The following is a 16,891-nucleotide window of genomic DNA, read 5'->3' as shown; positions in this document are numbered from 1 at the left end:
GTGGCTCGAGCGGCGTGCCCAGAACCCGATCCCATCTCGAACTCGGCCGTTAAACACGCCAGCGCCCATGGTACTGTGCCTCAAGGCACGGGAGAGTCGGTCGCCGCCAGACCCGCACAACGCAAAGTCAGAAACATTCCCTCTCACACGACTTCGCCCTTGGGCGAATGGGTTGGGGCCTTAGCTCAGCTGGGAGAGCGCTTCCATGGCATGGAAGAGGTCATCGGTTCGATCCCGTTAGGCTCCACCAATCCCCTTCATTCCTGATTGTCTTCCGCTTCGATCGGCATCAAGCCGATGTCAGGTTTCCCCTGGCATCGGCCGCATCAGCATGCCGAGAAGGAAGGCCAGCTCGCCGCAGACCAGCAGGGCCGCACCACGCCGGAGGCCGGCGCTGAAGCCGAGTTGATGGACGTAGTAGCCGTAGAGCAGCTCCGCCGCGACGACGGGTACGAGGGCGCAGAGCATCCAAACGCCACCGAACCGGCCGAAGGCCAGTCCGAGGAACGTATTGAGCAATAGCCCCTTCATGACCTCTACGATCCCCGCATCGTCTCGACGGCGCGCCTGAGCCGCCGGAGACTAAATCGCTTCCGCGCGATGGCGAGGGATATTCGTTAGATCATGAGCCGGAGAAGGGGAAGCGAACTTACGGGACTCTTCTGTCCGTCACGGGCTTGTTACGCCACTTGAGCAGCTTCCCGACGGCGACGCCGAGCGGCACGGAAAGGACGAACCAGTTTCGGAGGAAGCGCAGAACTTTCAGCATGGTCGTCTCTCGGGTACACTCGTTGTGCCGCCCTGACGGGTCGCGGCATGTCCGAAGGGCGAACAATCGGGTATCGGCGGTGTTCCTCGATCACGAACAAAGAGCCGTTCCGCCGCGGTGGGAGCCACCGTCCCGCAAGGAAGCGAAGCGAAAAGAGAACGCGGCCATCGCGCTCATCCTGCTCATTTCGGTTTTTGGGCTACTTTCTCCCGTCGCTGGCGGGACTTTGGTCGGAATGGTCCTTGCCCTTCTGAAACAGTAAGGGCAGCATCACCTGCGAGGAAACGTCAAGCTTTCGGCCCTAGGGTAACGAGAGCGATATCGCAGGGGCTACAACCATGCATTGGACCGCCGTTCTCTTAGCGGCTTACGCAGCGTGCTTTCTGGAAATCTGGCGGCTGTGCGACGAGGCCCCCATCGCGCCGGAGGATCACCCCGGCGGTCTGTGAGTCTGTGTCAGCGCACCTCGGCCGCCGGTCAGCGGCTGCCGCGCTGGGCGAAGACCGCCGGAACCGTCCGAACCAGGATGATCAGGTCGCGCTTGAGGCTCCAATGCGCGGCGTAATCGAGATCGAGGGCGACACGCTCCTCGTAGGTCGTGTCTGAACGACCGGAGACCTGCCACAGGCCCGTCACGCCGGGCGGCACCGAGAAGCAGGGGGTGAAGGCAGCGCCGTAATGCGCGACCTCGGCCTGCACGATCGGCCGGGGGCCGACAAGGCTCATATCCCCGCGCAGGACGTTGACGAGTTGCGGCAGCTCATCGAGCGAGGTCTTGCGCAGTACCCGTCCCAAGGCGGTGACGCGCGGATCGTCGGTCAGCTTGTGCGTGGCGGCCCATTCGGCCCGCGCCGCGGGATTGGCCGCCAGATGCGCGGCGAGCGCCGCCTCGGCATCCACCACCATGGTCCGGAACTTCAGGCAGCCGAACGGGCGCCCGTTGCGGCCCAGGCGCGTGTGCCGGAAGATCGGCGACTTGCCATCCCCCATCCAGACCGTCGCGGCGACCAGGGCCAAGAGCGGCAGGAGGAGGAGGAGGGCGCCTCCCGCCACCGTCACGTCGATGCTGCGCTTGACGGCCATGCCGAGCCGACGTTCGAGCCCCCGTAAGGTCAGCGCGTTCAGGACGGGCTCGAAGCCGGGCTGCGATGTCAGCGCAGGCCTGAAGACTGTCGTCTGTCCCTTCGGACGCGGCATCGGTGCAGATCCTCTCGCGGGGGGAAGGTGGTTAAACCTTTCTTAATGAGGGCTGCATAACAAATAGGCGCGGCATTCACAAGCTTACGGAATGCCGCTCGACAAGTTACGCCGAGTCCATACTTGCGGCTCGAAAACATACGTTCCGGCCATGACTAGGCTATCGCGTATCAAGATGAGAACTATAAGAGAAGATCGCCACGCCGCTTGGAAGGTGTTTCGCCCCTGCAGTCCTCAATGAAAGCGCCGTCATGCTCATCCTCTTCGTGATCGGAACCTTCGTAGGTGGCGTGATCGGCTTTCAAATTGGCGTTGTATATAACTGGACATCGGCGGCCGTCGGCGCGCAACTGGGCGCCTCCGCCGGAGTCGCCCTTGTCGCAGCGGTCTTGGGGCATCGGTAGCGAATACGCATCCGCGTTTCAGATCCAGTTTGGTTAACGCGGAACGGACATCTCAACTCAGTTTCTGTGCCGGCTTCGGGTCATCGAAATTGGCATCGTTCTCGAAAGAGACTTGATATCTTCAACATTGGAGTCGCTTCGGGCAGGCGTGATCTCTCACCAACTCGATCCGGATCAAATCTAGACTTGTTCAGTGAGCGGAATGACCCGGCGCGGCCCGAAGGCGCCCCTCCCTCATAGACCTGCCCGCGTCACCGCCTAAGTAGGGGCTCGACCGACCCGTGCCGTGATGCCGGGTCTCGCGGACAGAGGATCGTCTCATGGAATACCTGCACACGATGGTGCGCGTCGCCGATCTCGACCGGGCGCTGGCCTTCTATGTCGGCACGTTCGGCCTTCAGGAGGTCCGCCGGATCGACAACGAGAAGGGCCGGTTCACCCTCGTGTTCCTGGCGGCCCCCGGAGATGTCGAGAAGGCGCGGGAGAGCAAGTCCCCCCTCGTGGAGCTGACCTACAACTGGGACCCCGAGACCTATTCCGGCGGGCGCAACTTCGGGCACCTCGCCTATCAGGTCGATGACATCTACGCCTTCTGCACGAAGCTGAAGGACGCCGGCGTCACCATCAACCGGCCGCCGCGCGACGGGCGCATGGCCTTCGTGAAGTCGCCGGACGGCATCTCCATCGAGATCCTGCAGAAGGGCGACGCCAAGGAGCCGCAGGAGCCGTGGACCTCCATGGAGAACACCGGCACCTGGTGAGTCCCGCGAGCCCTTGACCGCAGGGGCGGCGAGGGCCCATGTCGCCCCCGGATCAGCCGGCCGGGCAGCCGCTCCGGGTTCGCCCGGGGAGGAAAGTCCGGGCTCCATGGAGAGACGGTGCCGGATAACGTCCGGCGGGGGCGACCCCAGGGACAGTGCCACAGAGAGCAGACCGCCCCGGATCCGTCCGGGGTCAGGGTGAAAGGGTGCGGTAAGAGCGCACCGCGGACGCGGCAACGCGGACGGCACGGCAAACCCCACCGGGAGCAAAACCGAATAGGGGCGGCGCGTCCCCCGCGAGGGGGGCAGGCCCGCTCTCCAGGCCAGTCGCCCGGGTTGGTTGCTCGAGGCGGTCGGCAACGACCGTCCCAGAGGAATGGCTGCCACGTCGGAAGGCGCGAGCCTCCCGGCCCTACAGAACCCGGCTTACAGGCCGGCTGATCCGCCCGATTCCAAAAAGCCGAACAGCGTCAGCGCGTTGGCCGAATCCCGGCCTGCGCGGCGGCGCGGGAAACTGCCGAAAAACACACCATCGGTTAACCTTGCCCGGTTCTAGATCGGGGGAGTGGCGCACGCGCCCGGCGCGCGTTGACGACCTTCCGAGGCCCATGATACCCGGCACCCTCCCGTCAGCGGCGATTATCGGCTCGCCGGGCGTTACCTGCGGACCCGCAGGGCTCGTCCGTTCGCGGGTGCTCGCGCCCGGTGCCTCCGTCGCCGCTCCCGTCACGCGAGCCGCCTCCGCGCGGTCCGGACCAGGGCGAGATAAGAGTGCACGCACGTCTTCCCGCTTCCCCGCCCGCCGGCCCGTCGATCCCGGGATGGCGCGCATGAGGGCCCAGCCGATTCGCACCGCCGCTCCGGCGTCCGGTGCTCCCCACGTCCCCGTGCTCCTCGATGAGGTGATCGCGGCCCTGAACCCGGCGGGTGAGGGGGTGATCATCGATGGCACCTTCGGCGCGGGGGGCTACACGCGGGCCCTCCTCGCCGCCGACCCGGCCCTGCATGTCCTGGCCATCGACCGCGACCCGCGCGCCATCGCGGGCGGTCAGGCCCTCGTGGCGGAGGCCAAGGGCCGGCTCGCCCTGGTGCCGGGCTGCTTCGGCGACCTCGACAGCCTCGCCGCCACGGCGGGGGAGGGCGCGGTGCATGGCGTGGTGCTCGATATCGGCGTCTCGTCGATGCAACTCGACACGCCGGAGCGCGGCTTCTCCTTCCGCCACGACGGCCCCCTCGACATGCGCATGGGCGCCGAGGGGCCGAGCGCGGCCGACATCGTCAACGAGGCCGAGGAAGCCGAACTCGCCGACATCATCTACCATTACGGCGAGGAGCGCCGGTCGCGGGCGGTGGCGCGGGCGATCCATGAGGCACGGCGGCGCGGGCGGATCGAGACCACGGCGCAACTCGCGGAGATCGTAGCGGGCGTGGTGCGAGTCGAGCCCGGCAGCCACATCCACCCGGCGACGCGGACCTTCCAGGGCTTGCGCATCGCGGTGAACGACGAACTCGGCGAACTCGTCCGGGCGCTGCATGCGGCCGAACGGGTGCTGGCGCCGGGCGGGCGGCTCGCCGTCGTGACGTTTCATTCGCTGGAAGACCGGATCGTCAAGCAGTTCTTCGCCGCGCGGAGCGGCCGGGCGGCCCAGGGCTCCCGGCACCTGCCGAGCCAGGGCGCCCCGGAGCCGCGCAGCCTGAGCCTCGTCACCAAGGGCCCCGTCCTGCCGGGCGACGCGGAACTGGCGCGCAACCCGCGTGCCCGCTCGGCGAAGCTGCGCGCCGTCGCGCGCACCGACGCCCCCGTCCCGCCGCCGCTCAGCGCCATCGACACCCTGGCGAGCCTGCCCGAACACCGCCGCGGAGGCGCCCGCCGATGATCCGCCTGCTCAACCTGCTGGCGATTGCCGGGCTCGTCGCCTCGGCGGTCTATGCCTACTCGATCAAGTACGACACGCTCTATCAGGCGGGTCAGGTCTCCAAGGTCCAGACCGCCCTGCACAAGGAGCGGCAGGCCATCGCCGTCCTGCGGGCGGAATGGCAGTTGCTGACCCGGCCGGACCGCCTCCAGGCGGCGGTGGAGAAGCACCTCGCCCTGGAGCCGATCGGCATCAGCCATCTCGGCCGGATCGCGGACCTTCCCGCCCGGCCCGAGCGCGGCGACGAGATCGGCCGCCTTCTGGCGGCGACGGCGACGCCCAAGGAGAAGGGCACGCCGGAGCCGCGCACGACGGGTGCGATCAGCCGCACCGTGACGACGACCCGTACCCCGACCGCCGCGAGGTAGTTTCGTGTCCGACGCGCAGGATCATTCGGAGCGCCGGGAGCCGGTCTTCGGCACGCCGGAGGAGCAGGCCGCCGCGGCGGCCGCGGCCGCGGCCCAGCCGGAGCCGCAGGTGGCGGAGCAGGATGCCGCCCGCCTGATGCAGGCGGTGGAGGAGGTCATGGCCCCGCGCGACCCGCGCCGGGTGCGCATGCGCCGCCTCGTCCGCAGCATGTTCCGCCTCGCCATCGAGCGCTCGCATGTCCGCGTGGCGCTGGTCGGGCTCGTCTTCCTCGGCGTGTTCGGGGCGATCTCCGTGCGCCTCCTCACCATGGCGATCTTCGGCGAGCCGCCCAGCCAGGAGCACCGGGCGGCGGCCAGCTCCTCGACCGCCTTCCGCCCCGACATCGTGGACCGCAACGGCGAGATCCTGGCCACCGACATCCGCACGGTGTCGGTCTTCGCCGAGCCCGGCAACATCTACGACAAGGACGAGGCGGTCGAACTGCTCACCGCCGTCCTGCCCTCGCTCAACGCCTCGGAACTGCGCGCCAAGCTCTCCTCCCGCAAGGACCGCAAGGGCGCGGGCTTCGTGTGGGTGAAGCGCGAGCTCACGCCCAAGCAGCAGGCCGAGGTGCACCGCCTCGGCATTCCCGGCATCGGCTTCCTGCCGGACCACAAGCGCGTCTACCCGAACGGCACCGCCGCCGCCCACATCCTGGGCGCGACGAACCTCGACGGCGTCGGCATCGCCGGCATGGAGAAGTACATCGACTCCACCGGCCTCCAGGCGCTGAACAGCTTCGGCCTCGTCAGCAAGCAGGCGGACCTGAAGCCGATCCAGCTCTCCCTCGACCTGCGCGCCCAATTCGCGGTGCGCGACGAGCTGGCCAAGGGCATCGAGCACTTCAAGGCCAAGGCCGGCGCGGCCATGATCCTCGATGTGAAGACCGGTGAGGTCGTCGCGCTGGTCTCCATGCCCGACTTCGACCCGAACGACCCGAAGGACGCCCTGGCGCCCGACCGGATCAACCGCATGAATGTCGGCGTCTACGAGATGGGCTCGACCTTCAAGGCGATGACGCTGGCGATGGCGCTCGATTCCGGCAAGTACAACGTCAACTCGACGTTCGACACGCGCGGCGGCGTGCTCAACTGGGGCCGTCAGAAGATCCACGAGTACCACGGCACCAACCGCGTCATCACGATGCCGGAGGTGTTCACGCACTCGTCGAACATCGGCTCGGCCAAGATGGCCCTCGGCGTCGGCGTGCCCGGACACAAGGCCTTCCTGAAGAAGATGGGCCTGACCGAACGGCTGCGCACCGAACTCCCCGAAAGCGCGGCGCCGATCGTCCCCTCGCGCTGGAGCGAGATCAACACCATCACCATCGCCTTCGGCCACGGCATCGCGGTGGCGCCCCTCCAGGCGGCGATGGCGGTGGGCGCCATCGTCAACGGCGGCAAGCTCATCACCCCGACCTTCCTGAAGTCCGACCCGGATTCGGTGAAGGCGCGCACGACCCCGGTGCTCTCGCCCCAAACCTCCGAGGCGATGCGCTACATCATGCGCCTCAACGCCTTCGAGGGCTCGGCCAAGAAGGCGTCGGTGCCGCTCTACTACGTCGGCGGCAAGACCGGCACGGCCGAGAAGGTGATCGGCGGGCGCTACAACAAGAACCGCCTGTTCACGACCTTCATGGCGGCCTCGCCGATGAACGACCCGAAATACCTCTTCGTCACCATCATGGACGAGCCGCAGGGCCTGCCCGAATCCGGCGGCTACGCCACCGCCGCCTGGAACTCCGGCGTCGTCACCGGCAAGATCATCGAGCGCGTCGCGCCGATCCTCGGCCTGCCGCCGCAGTTCGAGGCGCCGGTGCGGCCCTTCCCGCAGATGGTCAAATTGAACGCCTACCACGTCAACCAGTTGGGCGGCCCGTGACCCGCCTCGGCGACCTCTTCCCCGAGGCCGAGGGCGCGGCCGCCGCAGAGCCCGTCGCCGGGCTGACCGCCGACAGCCGGCGCGTCGTGCCGGGCGGGGTGTTCGTCGCGGTGCCGGGCACCAAGGCCGATGGGCGTCTCTTCGCGGCCAAGGCGGCGGAAGCCGGGGCGCTGGCCGTCGCGGGGGAGGGCGAGCGCCCCGCCGACCTGCCCGAAACCACCGCCTGGATCGCCGTCCCCGAGGCCCGCCGGGCGCTGGCGCTCGCCGCCGCCCGCCTCGCCGGGCGCCAGCCGGAGACGGTGCTCGCCGTCACCGGCACCGCCGGCAAGAGTTCGGTGGCCGATTTCGTCCGCCAGATCCTGTCACGGATGGGTCGCGAGTCGGCGAGCCTCGGCACGGTCGGCATCGTCACCAACCGGGGCGCGCAATACGGCTCCCTGACCACGCCCGATCCGGTCACGCTACACGAGACCCTGGCCCGCCTCGCGGGCGAGGGCATCACCGAACTCGCCATGGAGGCCTCGTCCCACGGGATAGAGCAGCGCCGCCTCGACGGCGTGCGTCTCACGGCGGCGGGCTTCACCAATCTCGGCCGCGACCACCTCGACTACCACGCGAGCATCAAAGACTATCTCGCGGCCAAGATGCGGCTTTTCACCGATCTGCTCCCCGCCGGGTGTCCGGCGGTGGTGAACGCGGACGGGGCCTTCTCCGACCGCGTGATCGCGACGGCGGAGGCCGCCGGGCGGCCGGTCTTCACCACCGGGCGGGCGGGGCGCGACATCCGCCTCGCCGCCGCGCGGACGGAGGGCTTCGCCCAGGCCCTCACCGTCGAGGCCAGGGGCCGCTCGCGCGAATTGCGCCTGCCCCTGGTGGGGGGCTTCCAAGTCGAGAACGCCCTAGTCGCGGCGGGCCTCGCCCTGGCGGCGCCGGCCGGTGCGGCCGACCCGGACGGGGTCTTCGCCGCCCTCGACCACCTGACCGGCGTGCCCGGCCGCATGGAGCGGATCGGCGAGGCGCGGGGCGGGCTCTGCCTCGTGGATTACGCGCACAAGCCGGAAGCGCTGGAACAGGTGCTCACCGCCCTGCGCCCCTTCGCCTCGGGCCGGCTCGTGGTGGTGTTCGGCTGCGGCGGCGACCGCGACCGGGGCAAGCGCCCGTTGATGGGCGCCATCGCCGCCCGCCTCGCGGACCACGTGATCGTCACGGACGACAATCCCCGCACCGAGGAGCCAGCGGCGATTCGCCGGGCGATCCTCGACGCGGCCCCCGGCGCCGAGGAGATCGGCGACCGCGAGGAGGCGATCCGCAGCGCGGTCGGCCGTCTCGGCAAGGGCGATGTGCTGGTCGTGGCCGGCAAGGGTCACGAAACCGGCCAGATCGTGGGAGATCGGGTGCTCCCGTTCTCGGACCACGAGGTCCTGCGCGCCGCGATCGCCACGCTTCTGGGGGGCTGACCTTGACCGCACTCTGGACCCCGGACGCCCTCGAAGCGGCCACGGGCGGCCGCTGGATCGGCGAGCGCCGGCCCGTGTCGGGCGCCTCCATCGACACTCGCACCCTCCAGCCCGGCGACCTGTTCTTCGCCATCCGGGGCGAGGCCCGGGACGGGCACGATTTCGTCGCGCAGGCGCTCGGCAAGGGCGCCGGCGCCGCCGTGGTGAACGTTGGCCGCGCGGCCGAGGTCGAGGGCCCGGTCCTCGCGGTGGCGGGGGAGGGCGCCGACCCGGTGCTCACCGCCATGGAGCGGATCGGCCGCGCCGCCCGCGCCCGCAGCGAGGCGCAGGTCGTCGCCGTCACCGGCTCGGTGGGCAAGACCGGCACAAAGGAGGCCCTGCGCCACGTCCTCTCGGGGCAGGGGGCGACGCATGCCTCGGCGGCCTCCTACAACAACCATTGGGGCGTGCCGCTGACACTGGCGCGGATGCCGGAGGAGGCGCGGTTCGGCGTCTTCGAGATCGGCATGAACCACGCCCACGAGATCCTGCCGCTGACCGGCATGGTCCGGCCGCAGGTGGCGCTCGTCGTCACCGTCGAGCCGGTGCATGCCGAGCATTTCCCCTCGGTCTCGGCCATCGCCGACGCCAAGGGCGAGATCTTCGCCGGCCTGGAGCCCGGCGGGGTGGCGGTGATCAACCGCGACAACCCCCATTACGAGCGCCTGGCCGCGCATGCCATGGCCTCGCGGGCCGGGCGGATCGTCAGCTTCGGCGAGCATCCTGAGGCCGATGTCCGCGCCAACCGAATCGTGCTCCGCCCCGACCTGTCGGTGGTCGATGCCAGCGTGATGGGGCAGCCCGTCACCTACAAGCTCGGCACGGCGGGCCGCCACACGGCGCTCAATTCGCTCGGCGTGATGGCGGTGATCCATTCGCTCGGCGCCGACCTCGCCGCCGCCGCCCTGTCCCTCGCCGCCCTCGCGCCGCCCGCCGGCCGGGGCGAGCGCACGGCGCTGGAGATGGCGAACGGGACCGCGTGGCTCATCGACGAGAGCTACAACGCCAACCCCGCCGCCGTCCGCGCGGCGCTGGCCACCCTCAGCGGCATCGAGACCGGCCCGCGCGGCCGGCGCATCGCCGTGCTCGGCGACATGCTGGAACTCGGGCCGACCAGCCCCGACCTGCATCGCGGCCTCGCCGCCTCCGTCGAGGCGGCCGGGATCGACCTCGTCTTCGCGGCCGGGCCGCTCACCCGCAACCTCTACGAGGCCCTGCCGGTGAGCCGGCGCGGCGCGGTGGCCGAGACCGCCGCCGACCTGATCGAGCCCCTCACCCGGACCCTGCGCCCCGGCGACGCCGTGATGGTCAAGGGCTCCAACGGCAGCCGCATGGGCCGGATTGTCGAGGCGCTCAAAGGCCGTTACGCCGCGCCGCACACGCGCCGCGACTCGGTCGTCGCCCTTCCCTGAGCGGCCCCGCCGCCTCCCCGCCTGAACAGAGGGGCCCCGCGCCCGGATGCTTTACCTCCTCTCGGACCTGAGCAGCACCTTCACGCCGCTCAACGTCTTCCGCTACATCACCTTCCGCGCCGGCGGCGCGATGTTCACCGCCGGCCTGTTCGTGTTCTGGTTCGGGCCGTGGATCATTTCCCTGCTGCGCCTGCGCCAGGGCAAGGGCCAGCCGATCCGCGAGGACGGGCCGCAGACCCACCTGCTCACCAAGCGCGGAACGCCGACCATGGGCGGGCTGATGATCCTGGCCGGGTTCATCGTGGCGGTGCTGCTCTGGACGAACCCGCGCAACCACTACGTCTGGATCACCCTCACCGTGACCCTCGGCTTCGGGGCGATCGGCTTCTACGACGACTACCTCAAGGTCACGAAGCAGTCGCACAAGGGCTTCTCAGGCAAGTTCCGGCTGGGCCTCGAAGGGCTGATCGCCGTGGCCGCCTGCGTGACGATCGCGGCCTATTCGCCGCTCACGCTGCAGAATCAGCTCGCATTCCCCGTCCTGAAGGACGCGCTCCTCAACCTCGGCCTGCTCTATCCGATCTTCGGCGCCTTCGTGATCGTCGGCTCGGGCAACGCGGTGAACATGACCGACGGGCTCGACGGCCTCGCCATCGTGCCGGTGATGATCGCCTGCGCCACCTTCGGCGTCATCGCCTACCTCGTCGGCAACTCCTTCACCGCGAGCTACCTGCAGGTGAACTACGTCCGCGACACGGGCGAACTCGCGGTGGTCTGCGGCGCGGTGGTCGGGGCGGGCCTCGGCTTCCTGTGGTTCAACGCGCCGCCCGCGCAGATCTTCATGGGTGACACCGGCTCGCTGGCGCTCGGCGGCCTGCTCGGCACCATCGCGGTCGCCACCAAGCACGAGATCGTGCTGGCGGTGGTCGGCGGCCTGTTCGTCCTTGAGATGATGTCGGTCATCATCCAGGTCGCCTCGTTCAAGCTGACGGGCAAGCGCGTCTTCCGCATGGCGCCGATCCACCACCATTTCGAGCAGAAGGGCTGGAAGGAGCCGCAGGTCGTGATCCGCTTCTGGATCATCGCCGTGATCCTGGCCATGGCGGGCCTCGCCACGCTCAAGCTGCGCTGAGGGCATTTCCGCCGCAGGCGTGGTACAAGTCCTTCGAGACACGGCCTTTCCCGGCCTGACACCGGGGAACGGGGAACGGCCGTGTCGTGCCGGTCTTCCTCGTTACGAGTCTTGCATGACCCCCGTCACCACTTTCGCGGGCCGAAGAGTCGCCCTGTTCGGCCTCGGCGGCTCGGGGCTCGCCACGGCCCGCGCGCTGATCGCGGGCGGAGCCGATATCCTGGCCTGGGACGACGGCGCGGAGGGCGTCGCCAAGGCGCAAGGGGAGGGGATCCCCACCGCCGACCTGCGCGAGCAGGACTGGTCGGGCTTCGCCGCCCTGGTCCTCGCGCCGGGCGTGCCCCTCACCCATCCCGAGCCCCATTGGAGCGTGCGCCTCGCGCAGGGAGCCGGCGTCGAGATCGTCGGCGACATCGAATTGTTCTGCCGCGAGCGCCGGGCCGTCGCCCCGGGCGCGCCCTTCGTGGCGATCACCGGCACCAACGGCAAGTCGACCACCACGGCACTCATCGCCCACGTCCTGGGGCAGGCGGGCCGCGACGTACAGATGGGCGGCAACATCGGCACCGCGATCCTCTCCCTCGCCCCGCCGGACGCCGCCCGCGTCCACGTGATCGAGATGTCCTCCTTCCAGATCGACCTGACGCCCTCCCTCGACCCGAGCGTCGGCGTGCTGATGAACATCACCCCCGACCATCTCGACCGCCACGGCACGATGGAGCAATACGCCGCCATCAAGGAGCGGCTGATCCGGGGCGCGGACCTCGCCGTCGTCGGCATCGACGACGCGCCGAGCCGGGCCATCACCGACCGGCGGGGCGAGCGGCTGGTGCGGGTCCATGTCGGAGCCGGCGCGGCGCAGGGCGACGGGCTCTGCGTCGCCGAGGGCCATGTCCGCGACGCCTCGGGCGAGGATCTGGCCGACGTGAACGGCATCGGCTCCCTGCGCGGCGCCCATAACTGGCAGAACGCGGCGGTGGCCGTGGCGGTCGCCCAGGCGCTCGGCGTCGCGCCGGAGCAGATCCGCGCCGGCCTCGCCTCCTTCCCCGGCCTGCCCCACCGGATGGAGGAGGTCGCGCGCCGGGGTCACGTCCTGTTCGTGAACGACTCGAAGGCGACCAACGCGGATTCGACCGAGAAGGCGCTCACCGCCTTCCGCGACATCCACTGGATCCTCGGCGGCAAGGCCAAGGACGGGGGCATCTTCCCCCTGGTCCCGTATTTCGAGCGGGTGGCCCATGCCTACCTGATCGGCGCCGCCTCCGACGCCTTCGCGGCGACGCTAGAGGGCGCCGTGCCCTACACCCGCTGCGGCACCCTCGACGTGGCCGTGGAGAAGGCGGCGGAGAATGCCGCCGCCTCCGGCGCGCCGGAGCCGGTGGTGCTGCTCTCCCCGGCCTGCGCCTCCTACGACCAGTTCCGCAACTTCGAGATCCGGGGCGACCGGTTCCGGGATCTGGTCCGGGCGCTGCCCTAGCGGGCCAGCACCCGCGCCGCCTCGCGGGTGGTGCCGACCGCCTGCCGGACCTGCGCCACGGCGGCGCCGATGGCGCCGATATTGCCGGTGATGTCGGTGACGGCGCCGGCGGCGCTCTGCATGTTCTCGGCGAGGTCGCGGGTCACGGCGCTCTGCTCCTCGATGGCGGCGGCGGTGGCCACCACGGTCTCGCGCATGATCGAGACCGACGCGCCGATCGAGCCGAGGGCCCCGACCACCTCCTGCGAGACCCGCTGCACGCTGGCGATCTCGCTATTGATCTGCCCCGTGGCGCGGGCGGCCTGATCGGCCAGGGCCTTCACCTCCGAGGCGACCACCGCGAAGCCGCGCCCGGCCTCGCCCGCGCGGGCGGCCTCGATGGTCGCGTTCAGCGCCAGGAGGTTGATCTGACCCGCGATGTTCTGGATCAGGCTGACGATGCCGGACATCGCGGTCGCCGTGTCGGCGAGGCGTTTGGTGTGGGCATCGGCGTCCTGGACGCAGGCATAGGCGGTGTCGGTGGCCCCCTGCGAGCGCACGATGCTCTGGGACATCTCCGCCACGGAGGCCGCCAGCTCCTCGGCCGCCGCCGCCACGGTCTGGACGTTGCCGGAGGTCGAATCCGCCGCCGCCGAGGCGAGGGTGGCGGCCTTGGACGAGTGCGTGACCGCCTGCTCGATCTCGCCGAAATTCCGGTCGATCAACAGGCGCAGGTCGGCGAGCAGCCGGACCTGATCCGTGATGTCGGTGGCGAACTTCACCACCTTGTAGGGCTTGCCGTTTGCATCCAGGATCGGGTTGTAGGACGCCTGGATCCAGACCTCGCGCCCGCCCTTGCCGATGCGGCGGAACTGCGCCGCCTGATAGGTCCCGTTGCGCAGGGCCACCCAGAACGCCCGGTAGGTCTCGCTGTCCCGGTACCCCGGCTCCACGAACAGGCTGTGATGCTGCCCGACCACCTCGTCGCGGGTGTAGCCCATCGCCGTCAGGAAGTTGTCGTTCGCGTCGAGCACTGCCCCGTCGAGGTCGAAGGTGATGACGGCCTGGACTTTGTCGATCGCCGCGATCTGGCCGGCGCGGTCGGCCTCCTCGGTACGCTGCTGCGTGATGTCGGTGGCGAACTTCACCACCTTGTAGGGCTTGCCGCCGGAATCGAGGATCGGGTTGTAGGACGCCTGGATCCAGATCGGCCGGCCGCCGCGCCCGACCCGCCGGAATTGCCCGGACTCGAACGTGCCGGCGCGCAGGCGCTCCCAGAACGCCCGGTAGGCGTCCGAGTCCCGCTCGGCCGGGTCCATGAACAGGCTGTGATGTTGACCGACGATCTCCGGCAGCGTGTATCCGACGGCATCGAGGAAGTTCGTGTTCGCCGTGAGTATCCGCCCCGTTAGATCGAACTCGATGATCCCTTGAACGCGGTCGAGCGCCGAGAGCTTGGCACGGGACTCTCGGGTGTTCAGGCTGGCGAACATGACGGATCGACTCACGCTCTACGGGTCGGACACCGGGCGTCCGAGGCCGCTGACAAGTATTACACCTTTAAGTTGCATCCCCCGACTTAACATAGAGTATATTGGTCGTGCGCATCCTTCGCGGATGCGCGGCAAATGCCCGTCTCCGAAGGGCTCGGCGCGCTGAGCACGAAAGACCATAAGCCTCCGTTTACCATTCCTGCACAGGATCCGGCCCGACCCGCGCGGATCGGATTCCGCGCGGCCTGGAGTGGTTGTCCGGCATGATGTCGCGCGCGGAACGCACCCCCCTGACGGATTGGTGGTGGACGGTCGATCGCGGCCTCCTCGCGGCGCTCGTCGCCCTGATGGTGGCCGGGCTGGTCTTCCTGATGGGCGGTGGGCCGCCGGTCGCCGAGCGCATCGGGCTGCCGACCTTCTACTTCCTGAACCGTCAGGCGATGTATCTCGCGCCCACGGTGCTGATCATCTGCGCGGTGTCGTTCCTGAGCCTGCGCGGCATCCGGCGGCTCGCCCTGTTCACCTGGCTCTCGGGGGTCGCGCTCTGCCTGCTCGCCGTGAAGGTCGGGCCGGAGATCAAGGGCGCGCATCGCTGGATCCAGTTCGGCTCCCTCGGCCTCCAGCCCTCCGAGTTCGTGAAGCCCGCCTTCGTGGTGGTGGCCGCCTGGGCCTTCTCCGAGGGCGCCCAGCGGCGGGACATGCCCGGCGGCGTGCTCGGCCTGCTGATCCTGCCCGTCACCATCGTCCCGCTGCTGCTGCAGCCGGATTTCGGCCAGACCATGCTCATCACCATGACGTGGTCGGCGCTGCTCTTCGTGGCGGGCCTGCACCTGATCTGGGTCGCCGCGCTGGGCGTCTTCGGCCTCGCCGGCGTCTTCGCCGCCTACACGTTCTTCCACCACGTCCGCGAGCGCTTCAACAAGTTCCTCGACCGGGGCGACGACGGCGCGGGCGGCGGCTTCCAGGAATTCTGGTCGCGCGAATCCTTCCGCTCGGGAAGCTGGTTCGGCACCGGCCCGGGGGAGGGCGTCGCCAAGCGCCACCTGCCCGACGCCCATACCGACTTCCTCTTCTCGGTGATCGGCGAGGAATTCGGCGTCATCGTCTGCCTGTGCCTCGTGGCCCTGTTCGCCTACATCGTGCTGCGCGGCCTCAAGCTCGCCCGGCGTACGGACGACACGTTCTCGCGGCTGGCGATCACGGGGCTCGCGACCCTGTTCGGCTTGCAGGCGTGCATCAACATGGCGGTGAACACCCAACTCATGCCGGCCAAGGGCATGACGCTCCCCTTCGTCTCCTTCGGCGGCTCGTCGATGTTCTCGCTGGCGCTCGGCACCGGCTTCCTCGTGGCCCTCACCCGCAAGCGCCCGCGCACGGTGATGCTGAGCCAGAAGCCGCCGGGCACGGCCCCCTCGGCCGTCGCCGGGGTGAAGCAATGACCGTCCTGACCCCCACCATCCTGCTCTGCGCGGGCGGGACCGGCGGCCACCTCTTCCCGGCCGAGAGCCTCGCCCACGCCCTCCAGGCGCGGGGCGTGCGCGTCGTGCTCGCCACCGATGCGCGGGTGGATTCCATCGCCACCGGCTTCCCGGCCTCGGAGATCGTCACCATCCGCTCCGCGACGCCGTCCGGCCGCAACATGCTCAAGCGCGCGGCGGCGGTCGTCACCCTGGGGCGGGGCTTCGGCGACGCCGCCAAGGCGATCCGCCGGATCAACCCGGCGGCGGTCGTCGGCTTCGGCGGCTATCCGACCGTGCCGCCCGTCCTGGCAGCTCAACTTCTACGTGTGCCCACCCTCCTGCACGAGCAGAACGCGGTGATGGGCCGGGCCAACGGCTTCCTGGCGCGCGGCGCGCGGACCATCGCCACCGGCTTCCGCGAGGTCCGGGGCATCCCGGACAAGGCGACCGCCCGGCGCGTCCACACCGGCAATCCCCTGCGGCCCGCCGTCATCGAGGCGGCGCGCATCCCCTACCCCGCCTTCGGGGAGGGGGACGTGCTGCGGCTCCTCGTGTTCGGCGGCAGCCAGGGCGCGCGGATCATGGGCGAGATCGTCCCGCCGGCCCTGGAGCGCCTGCCCGCCGATCTGCGGGCGCGCCTGCACGTCACGCAGCAGGTGCGGCCCGAGGACCTGACGGCGGTGCAGAACCGCACCCTTGCCATGGGGCTCGCCGGCCTGGACGCGGCGCCGTTCTTCAAGGACCTACCGGCCCGGATGGCGGCGAGCCACCTCGTGATCTCGCGCTCCGGCGCCTCGACCGTCTCGGAACTCGCCGCCATCGGCCGCCCCTCGGTGCTGGTGCCGTTGCCGGGCGCCCTCGATCAGGATCAGGCGGCCAACGCCGCGACCCTGGAGGCGATCGGCGCCGCCCTCGTCCTGAAGCAGACCGCCTTCACCCCCGACCGGCTCGCCGCGGACCTCGTGGAGATGTGCGAGAACCCGGCGAAATTGACCCGGGCCGCCGATGCGGCGAGAAGCGCAGGCATTCACGACGCCGCCGAGCGGCTGGCCGAGGTCGTCGTCGAGACGGCGGCCCATCCCTGATCGCCGCGCCGTCGCGCCCGG

14 protein-coding genes, 1 tRNA gene, 1 rRNA gene and 1 other RNA gene are annotated in these 16,891 nt (G+C 69.8%); 14 read left to right on the top strand and 3 right to left on the bottom strand.

All coding sequences use genetic code 11. The features are described from left to right. Positions 1 to 112: ribosomal RNA gene (gene rrf, locus AAHF99_RS20235) — 5S ribosomal RNA — on the top strand; the annotation flags it as partial. Between the two features lie 62 nt (positions 113 to 174). Then, positions 175 to 250 (top strand) — tRNA-Ala (locus AAHF99_RS20230). 50 nt (positions 251 to 300) lie between these two features. On the opposite strand, the gene AAHF99_RS20225 is transcribed toward AAHF99_RS20230, so the two are convergent. Further along, the gene (locus AAHF99_RS20225) at positions 301 to 531 is read right to left on the bottom strand and encodes a hypothetical protein (protein WP_342166264.1); all 231 of its coding nucleotides are present in this window, start codon (positions 529 to 531) and stop codon (positions 301 to 303) included. A 715-nt stretch (positions 532 to 1,246) separates the two neighbouring features. Further along, positions 1,247 to 1,966 carry a sugar transferase gene (locus AAHF99_RS20220; protein ID WP_342166263.1) on the bottom strand — a complete coding sequence of 240 codons (720 nt, stop codon included), beginning with the start codon at positions 1,964 to 1,966 and terminating at the stop codon, positions 1,247 to 1,249. A 251-nt stretch (positions 1,967 to 2,217) separates the two neighbouring features. On the opposite strand from AAHF99_RS20220, the gene AAHF99_RS20215 reads away from it, so the two are divergent. From AAHF99_RS20215 to murD, 10 genes are all read left to right on the top strand, one after another. Then, on the top strand, positions 2,218 to 2,370 hold the full coding sequence (locus tag AAHF99_RS20215; protein WP_342166262.1) for a hypothetical protein: 153 nt from the start codon (positions 2,218 to 2,220) through the stop codon (positions 2,368 to 2,370). 320 nt (positions 2,371 to 2,690) lie between these two features. Next, positions 2,691 to 3,131 carry a VOC family protein gene (locus tag AAHF99_RS20210; protein ID WP_342166261.1) on the top strand — a complete coding sequence of 147 codons (441 nt, stop codon included), beginning with the start codon at positions 2,691 to 2,693 and terminating at the stop codon, positions 3,129 to 3,131. Positions 3,132 to 3,183: 52 nt separating this feature from the next. Then, an RNA gene (gene rnpB, locus AAHF99_RS20205) (RNase P RNA component class A) lies at positions 3,184 to 3,576 on the top strand. A 376-nt stretch (positions 3,577 to 3,952) separates the two neighbouring features. Beyond that, on the top strand, positions 3,953 to 5,008 hold the full coding sequence (rsmH, locus tag AAHF99_RS20200; RefSeq protein WP_342166259.1) for a 16S rRNA (cytosine(1402)-N(4))-methyltransferase RsmH: 1,056 nt from the start codon (positions 3,953 to 3,955) through the stop codon (positions 5,006 to 5,008). After that, positions 5,005 to 5,415 carry a cell division protein FtsL gene (gene ftsL / locus AAHF99_RS20195; protein WP_243956742.1) on the top strand — a complete coding sequence of 137 codons (411 nt, stop codon included), beginning with the start codon at positions 5,005 to 5,007 and terminating at the stop codon, positions 5,413 to 5,415. Before rsmH ends, ftsL begins: the two co-directional genes overlap by 4 nt. A gap of 157 nt (positions 5,416 to 5,572) precedes the next feature. Further along, positions 5,573 to 7,336: a peptidoglycan D,D-transpeptidase FtsI family protein gene (locus tag AAHF99_RS20190; protein WP_412759919.1), complete on the top strand. Its 1,764-nt coding sequence runs from the start codon at positions 5,573 to 5,575 to the stop codon at positions 7,334 to 7,336. After that, positions 7,333 to 8,793 carry a UDP-N-acetylmuramoyl-L-alanyl-D-glutamate--2,6-diaminopimelate ligase gene (locus tag AAHF99_RS20185; protein WP_342166258.1) on the top strand — a complete coding sequence of 487 codons (1,461 nt, stop codon included), beginning with the start codon at positions 7,333 to 7,335 and terminating at the stop codon, positions 8,791 to 8,793. The genes AAHF99_RS20190 and AAHF99_RS20185 overlap by 4 nt, the downstream gene beginning before the upstream one ends. 2 nt (positions 8,794 to 8,795) lie before the next feature. Next, a complete protein-coding gene (locus AAHF99_RS20180; protein WP_412759918.1) occupies positions 8,796 to 10,244 on the top strand; it encodes a UDP-N-acetylmuramoylalanyl-D-glutamyl-2,6-diaminopimelate--D-alanyl-D-alanine ligase in 1,449 nt (482 codons plus the stop codon). Positions 10,245 to 10,290: 46 nt separating this feature from the next. Then, complete coding sequence (gene mraY, locus AAHF99_RS20175; RefSeq protein ID WP_342166257.1) at positions 10,291 to 11,376, top strand: phospho-N-acetylmuramoyl-pentapeptide-transferase; 1,086 nt, start codon at positions 10,291 to 10,293, stop codon at positions 11,374 to 11,376. Positions 11,377 to 11,491: 115 nt separating this feature from the next. Beyond that, positions 11,492 to 12,853: a UDP-N-acetylmuramoyl-L-alanine--D-glutamate ligase gene (gene murD, locus AAHF99_RS20170; protein ID WP_342166256.1), complete on the top strand. Its 1,362-nt coding sequence runs from the start codon at positions 11,492 to 11,494 to the stop codon at positions 12,851 to 12,853. On the opposite strand, the gene AAHF99_RS20165 is transcribed toward murD, so the two are convergent. Beyond that, positions 12,850 to 14,325, bottom strand: coding sequence for a methyl-accepting chemotaxis protein (locus AAHF99_RS20165; RefSeq protein ID WP_342166255.1), 1,476 nt, complete (start codon positions 14,323 to 14,325; stop codon positions 12,850 to 12,852). The two genes, murD and AAHF99_RS20165, sit on opposite strands and share 4 nt — an antisense overlap. Before the next feature lie 263 nt (positions 14,326 to 14,588). On the opposite strand from AAHF99_RS20165, the gene AAHF99_RS20160 reads away from it, so the two are divergent. Together AAHF99_RS20160 and murG are read left to right on the top strand one after the other, a co-directional pair. Beyond that, on the top strand, positions 14,589 to 15,764 hold the full coding sequence (locus AAHF99_RS20160) for an FtsW/RodA/SpoVE family cell cycle protein (RefSeq protein ID WP_243956751.1): 1,176 nt from the start codon (positions 14,589 to 14,591) through the stop codon (positions 15,762 to 15,764). Continuing rightward, positions 15,761 to 16,870 (top strand): undecaprenyldiphospho-muramoylpentapeptide beta-N-acetylglucosaminyltransferase, encoded by a 1,110-nt coding sequence (gene murG, locus AAHF99_RS20155; RefSeq protein ID WP_342166254.1) that lies wholly within the window; start codon positions 15,761 to 15,763, stop codon positions 16,868 to 16,870. The genes AAHF99_RS20160 and murG overlap by 4 nt, the downstream gene beginning before the upstream one ends. Positions 16,871 to 16,891 lie beyond the last annotated feature (21 nt).

It is taken from the genome of Methylobacterium litchii, from assembly GCF_038442315.1.
Classification (GTDB): Bacteria; Pseudomonadota; Alphaproteobacteria; order Rhizobiales; family Beijerinckiaceae; genus Methylobacterium; species Methylobacterium litchii.
Note: the sequence above shows the minus strand (reverse complement) of the source record. Positions and strands in the feature narration are given on the sequence as shown.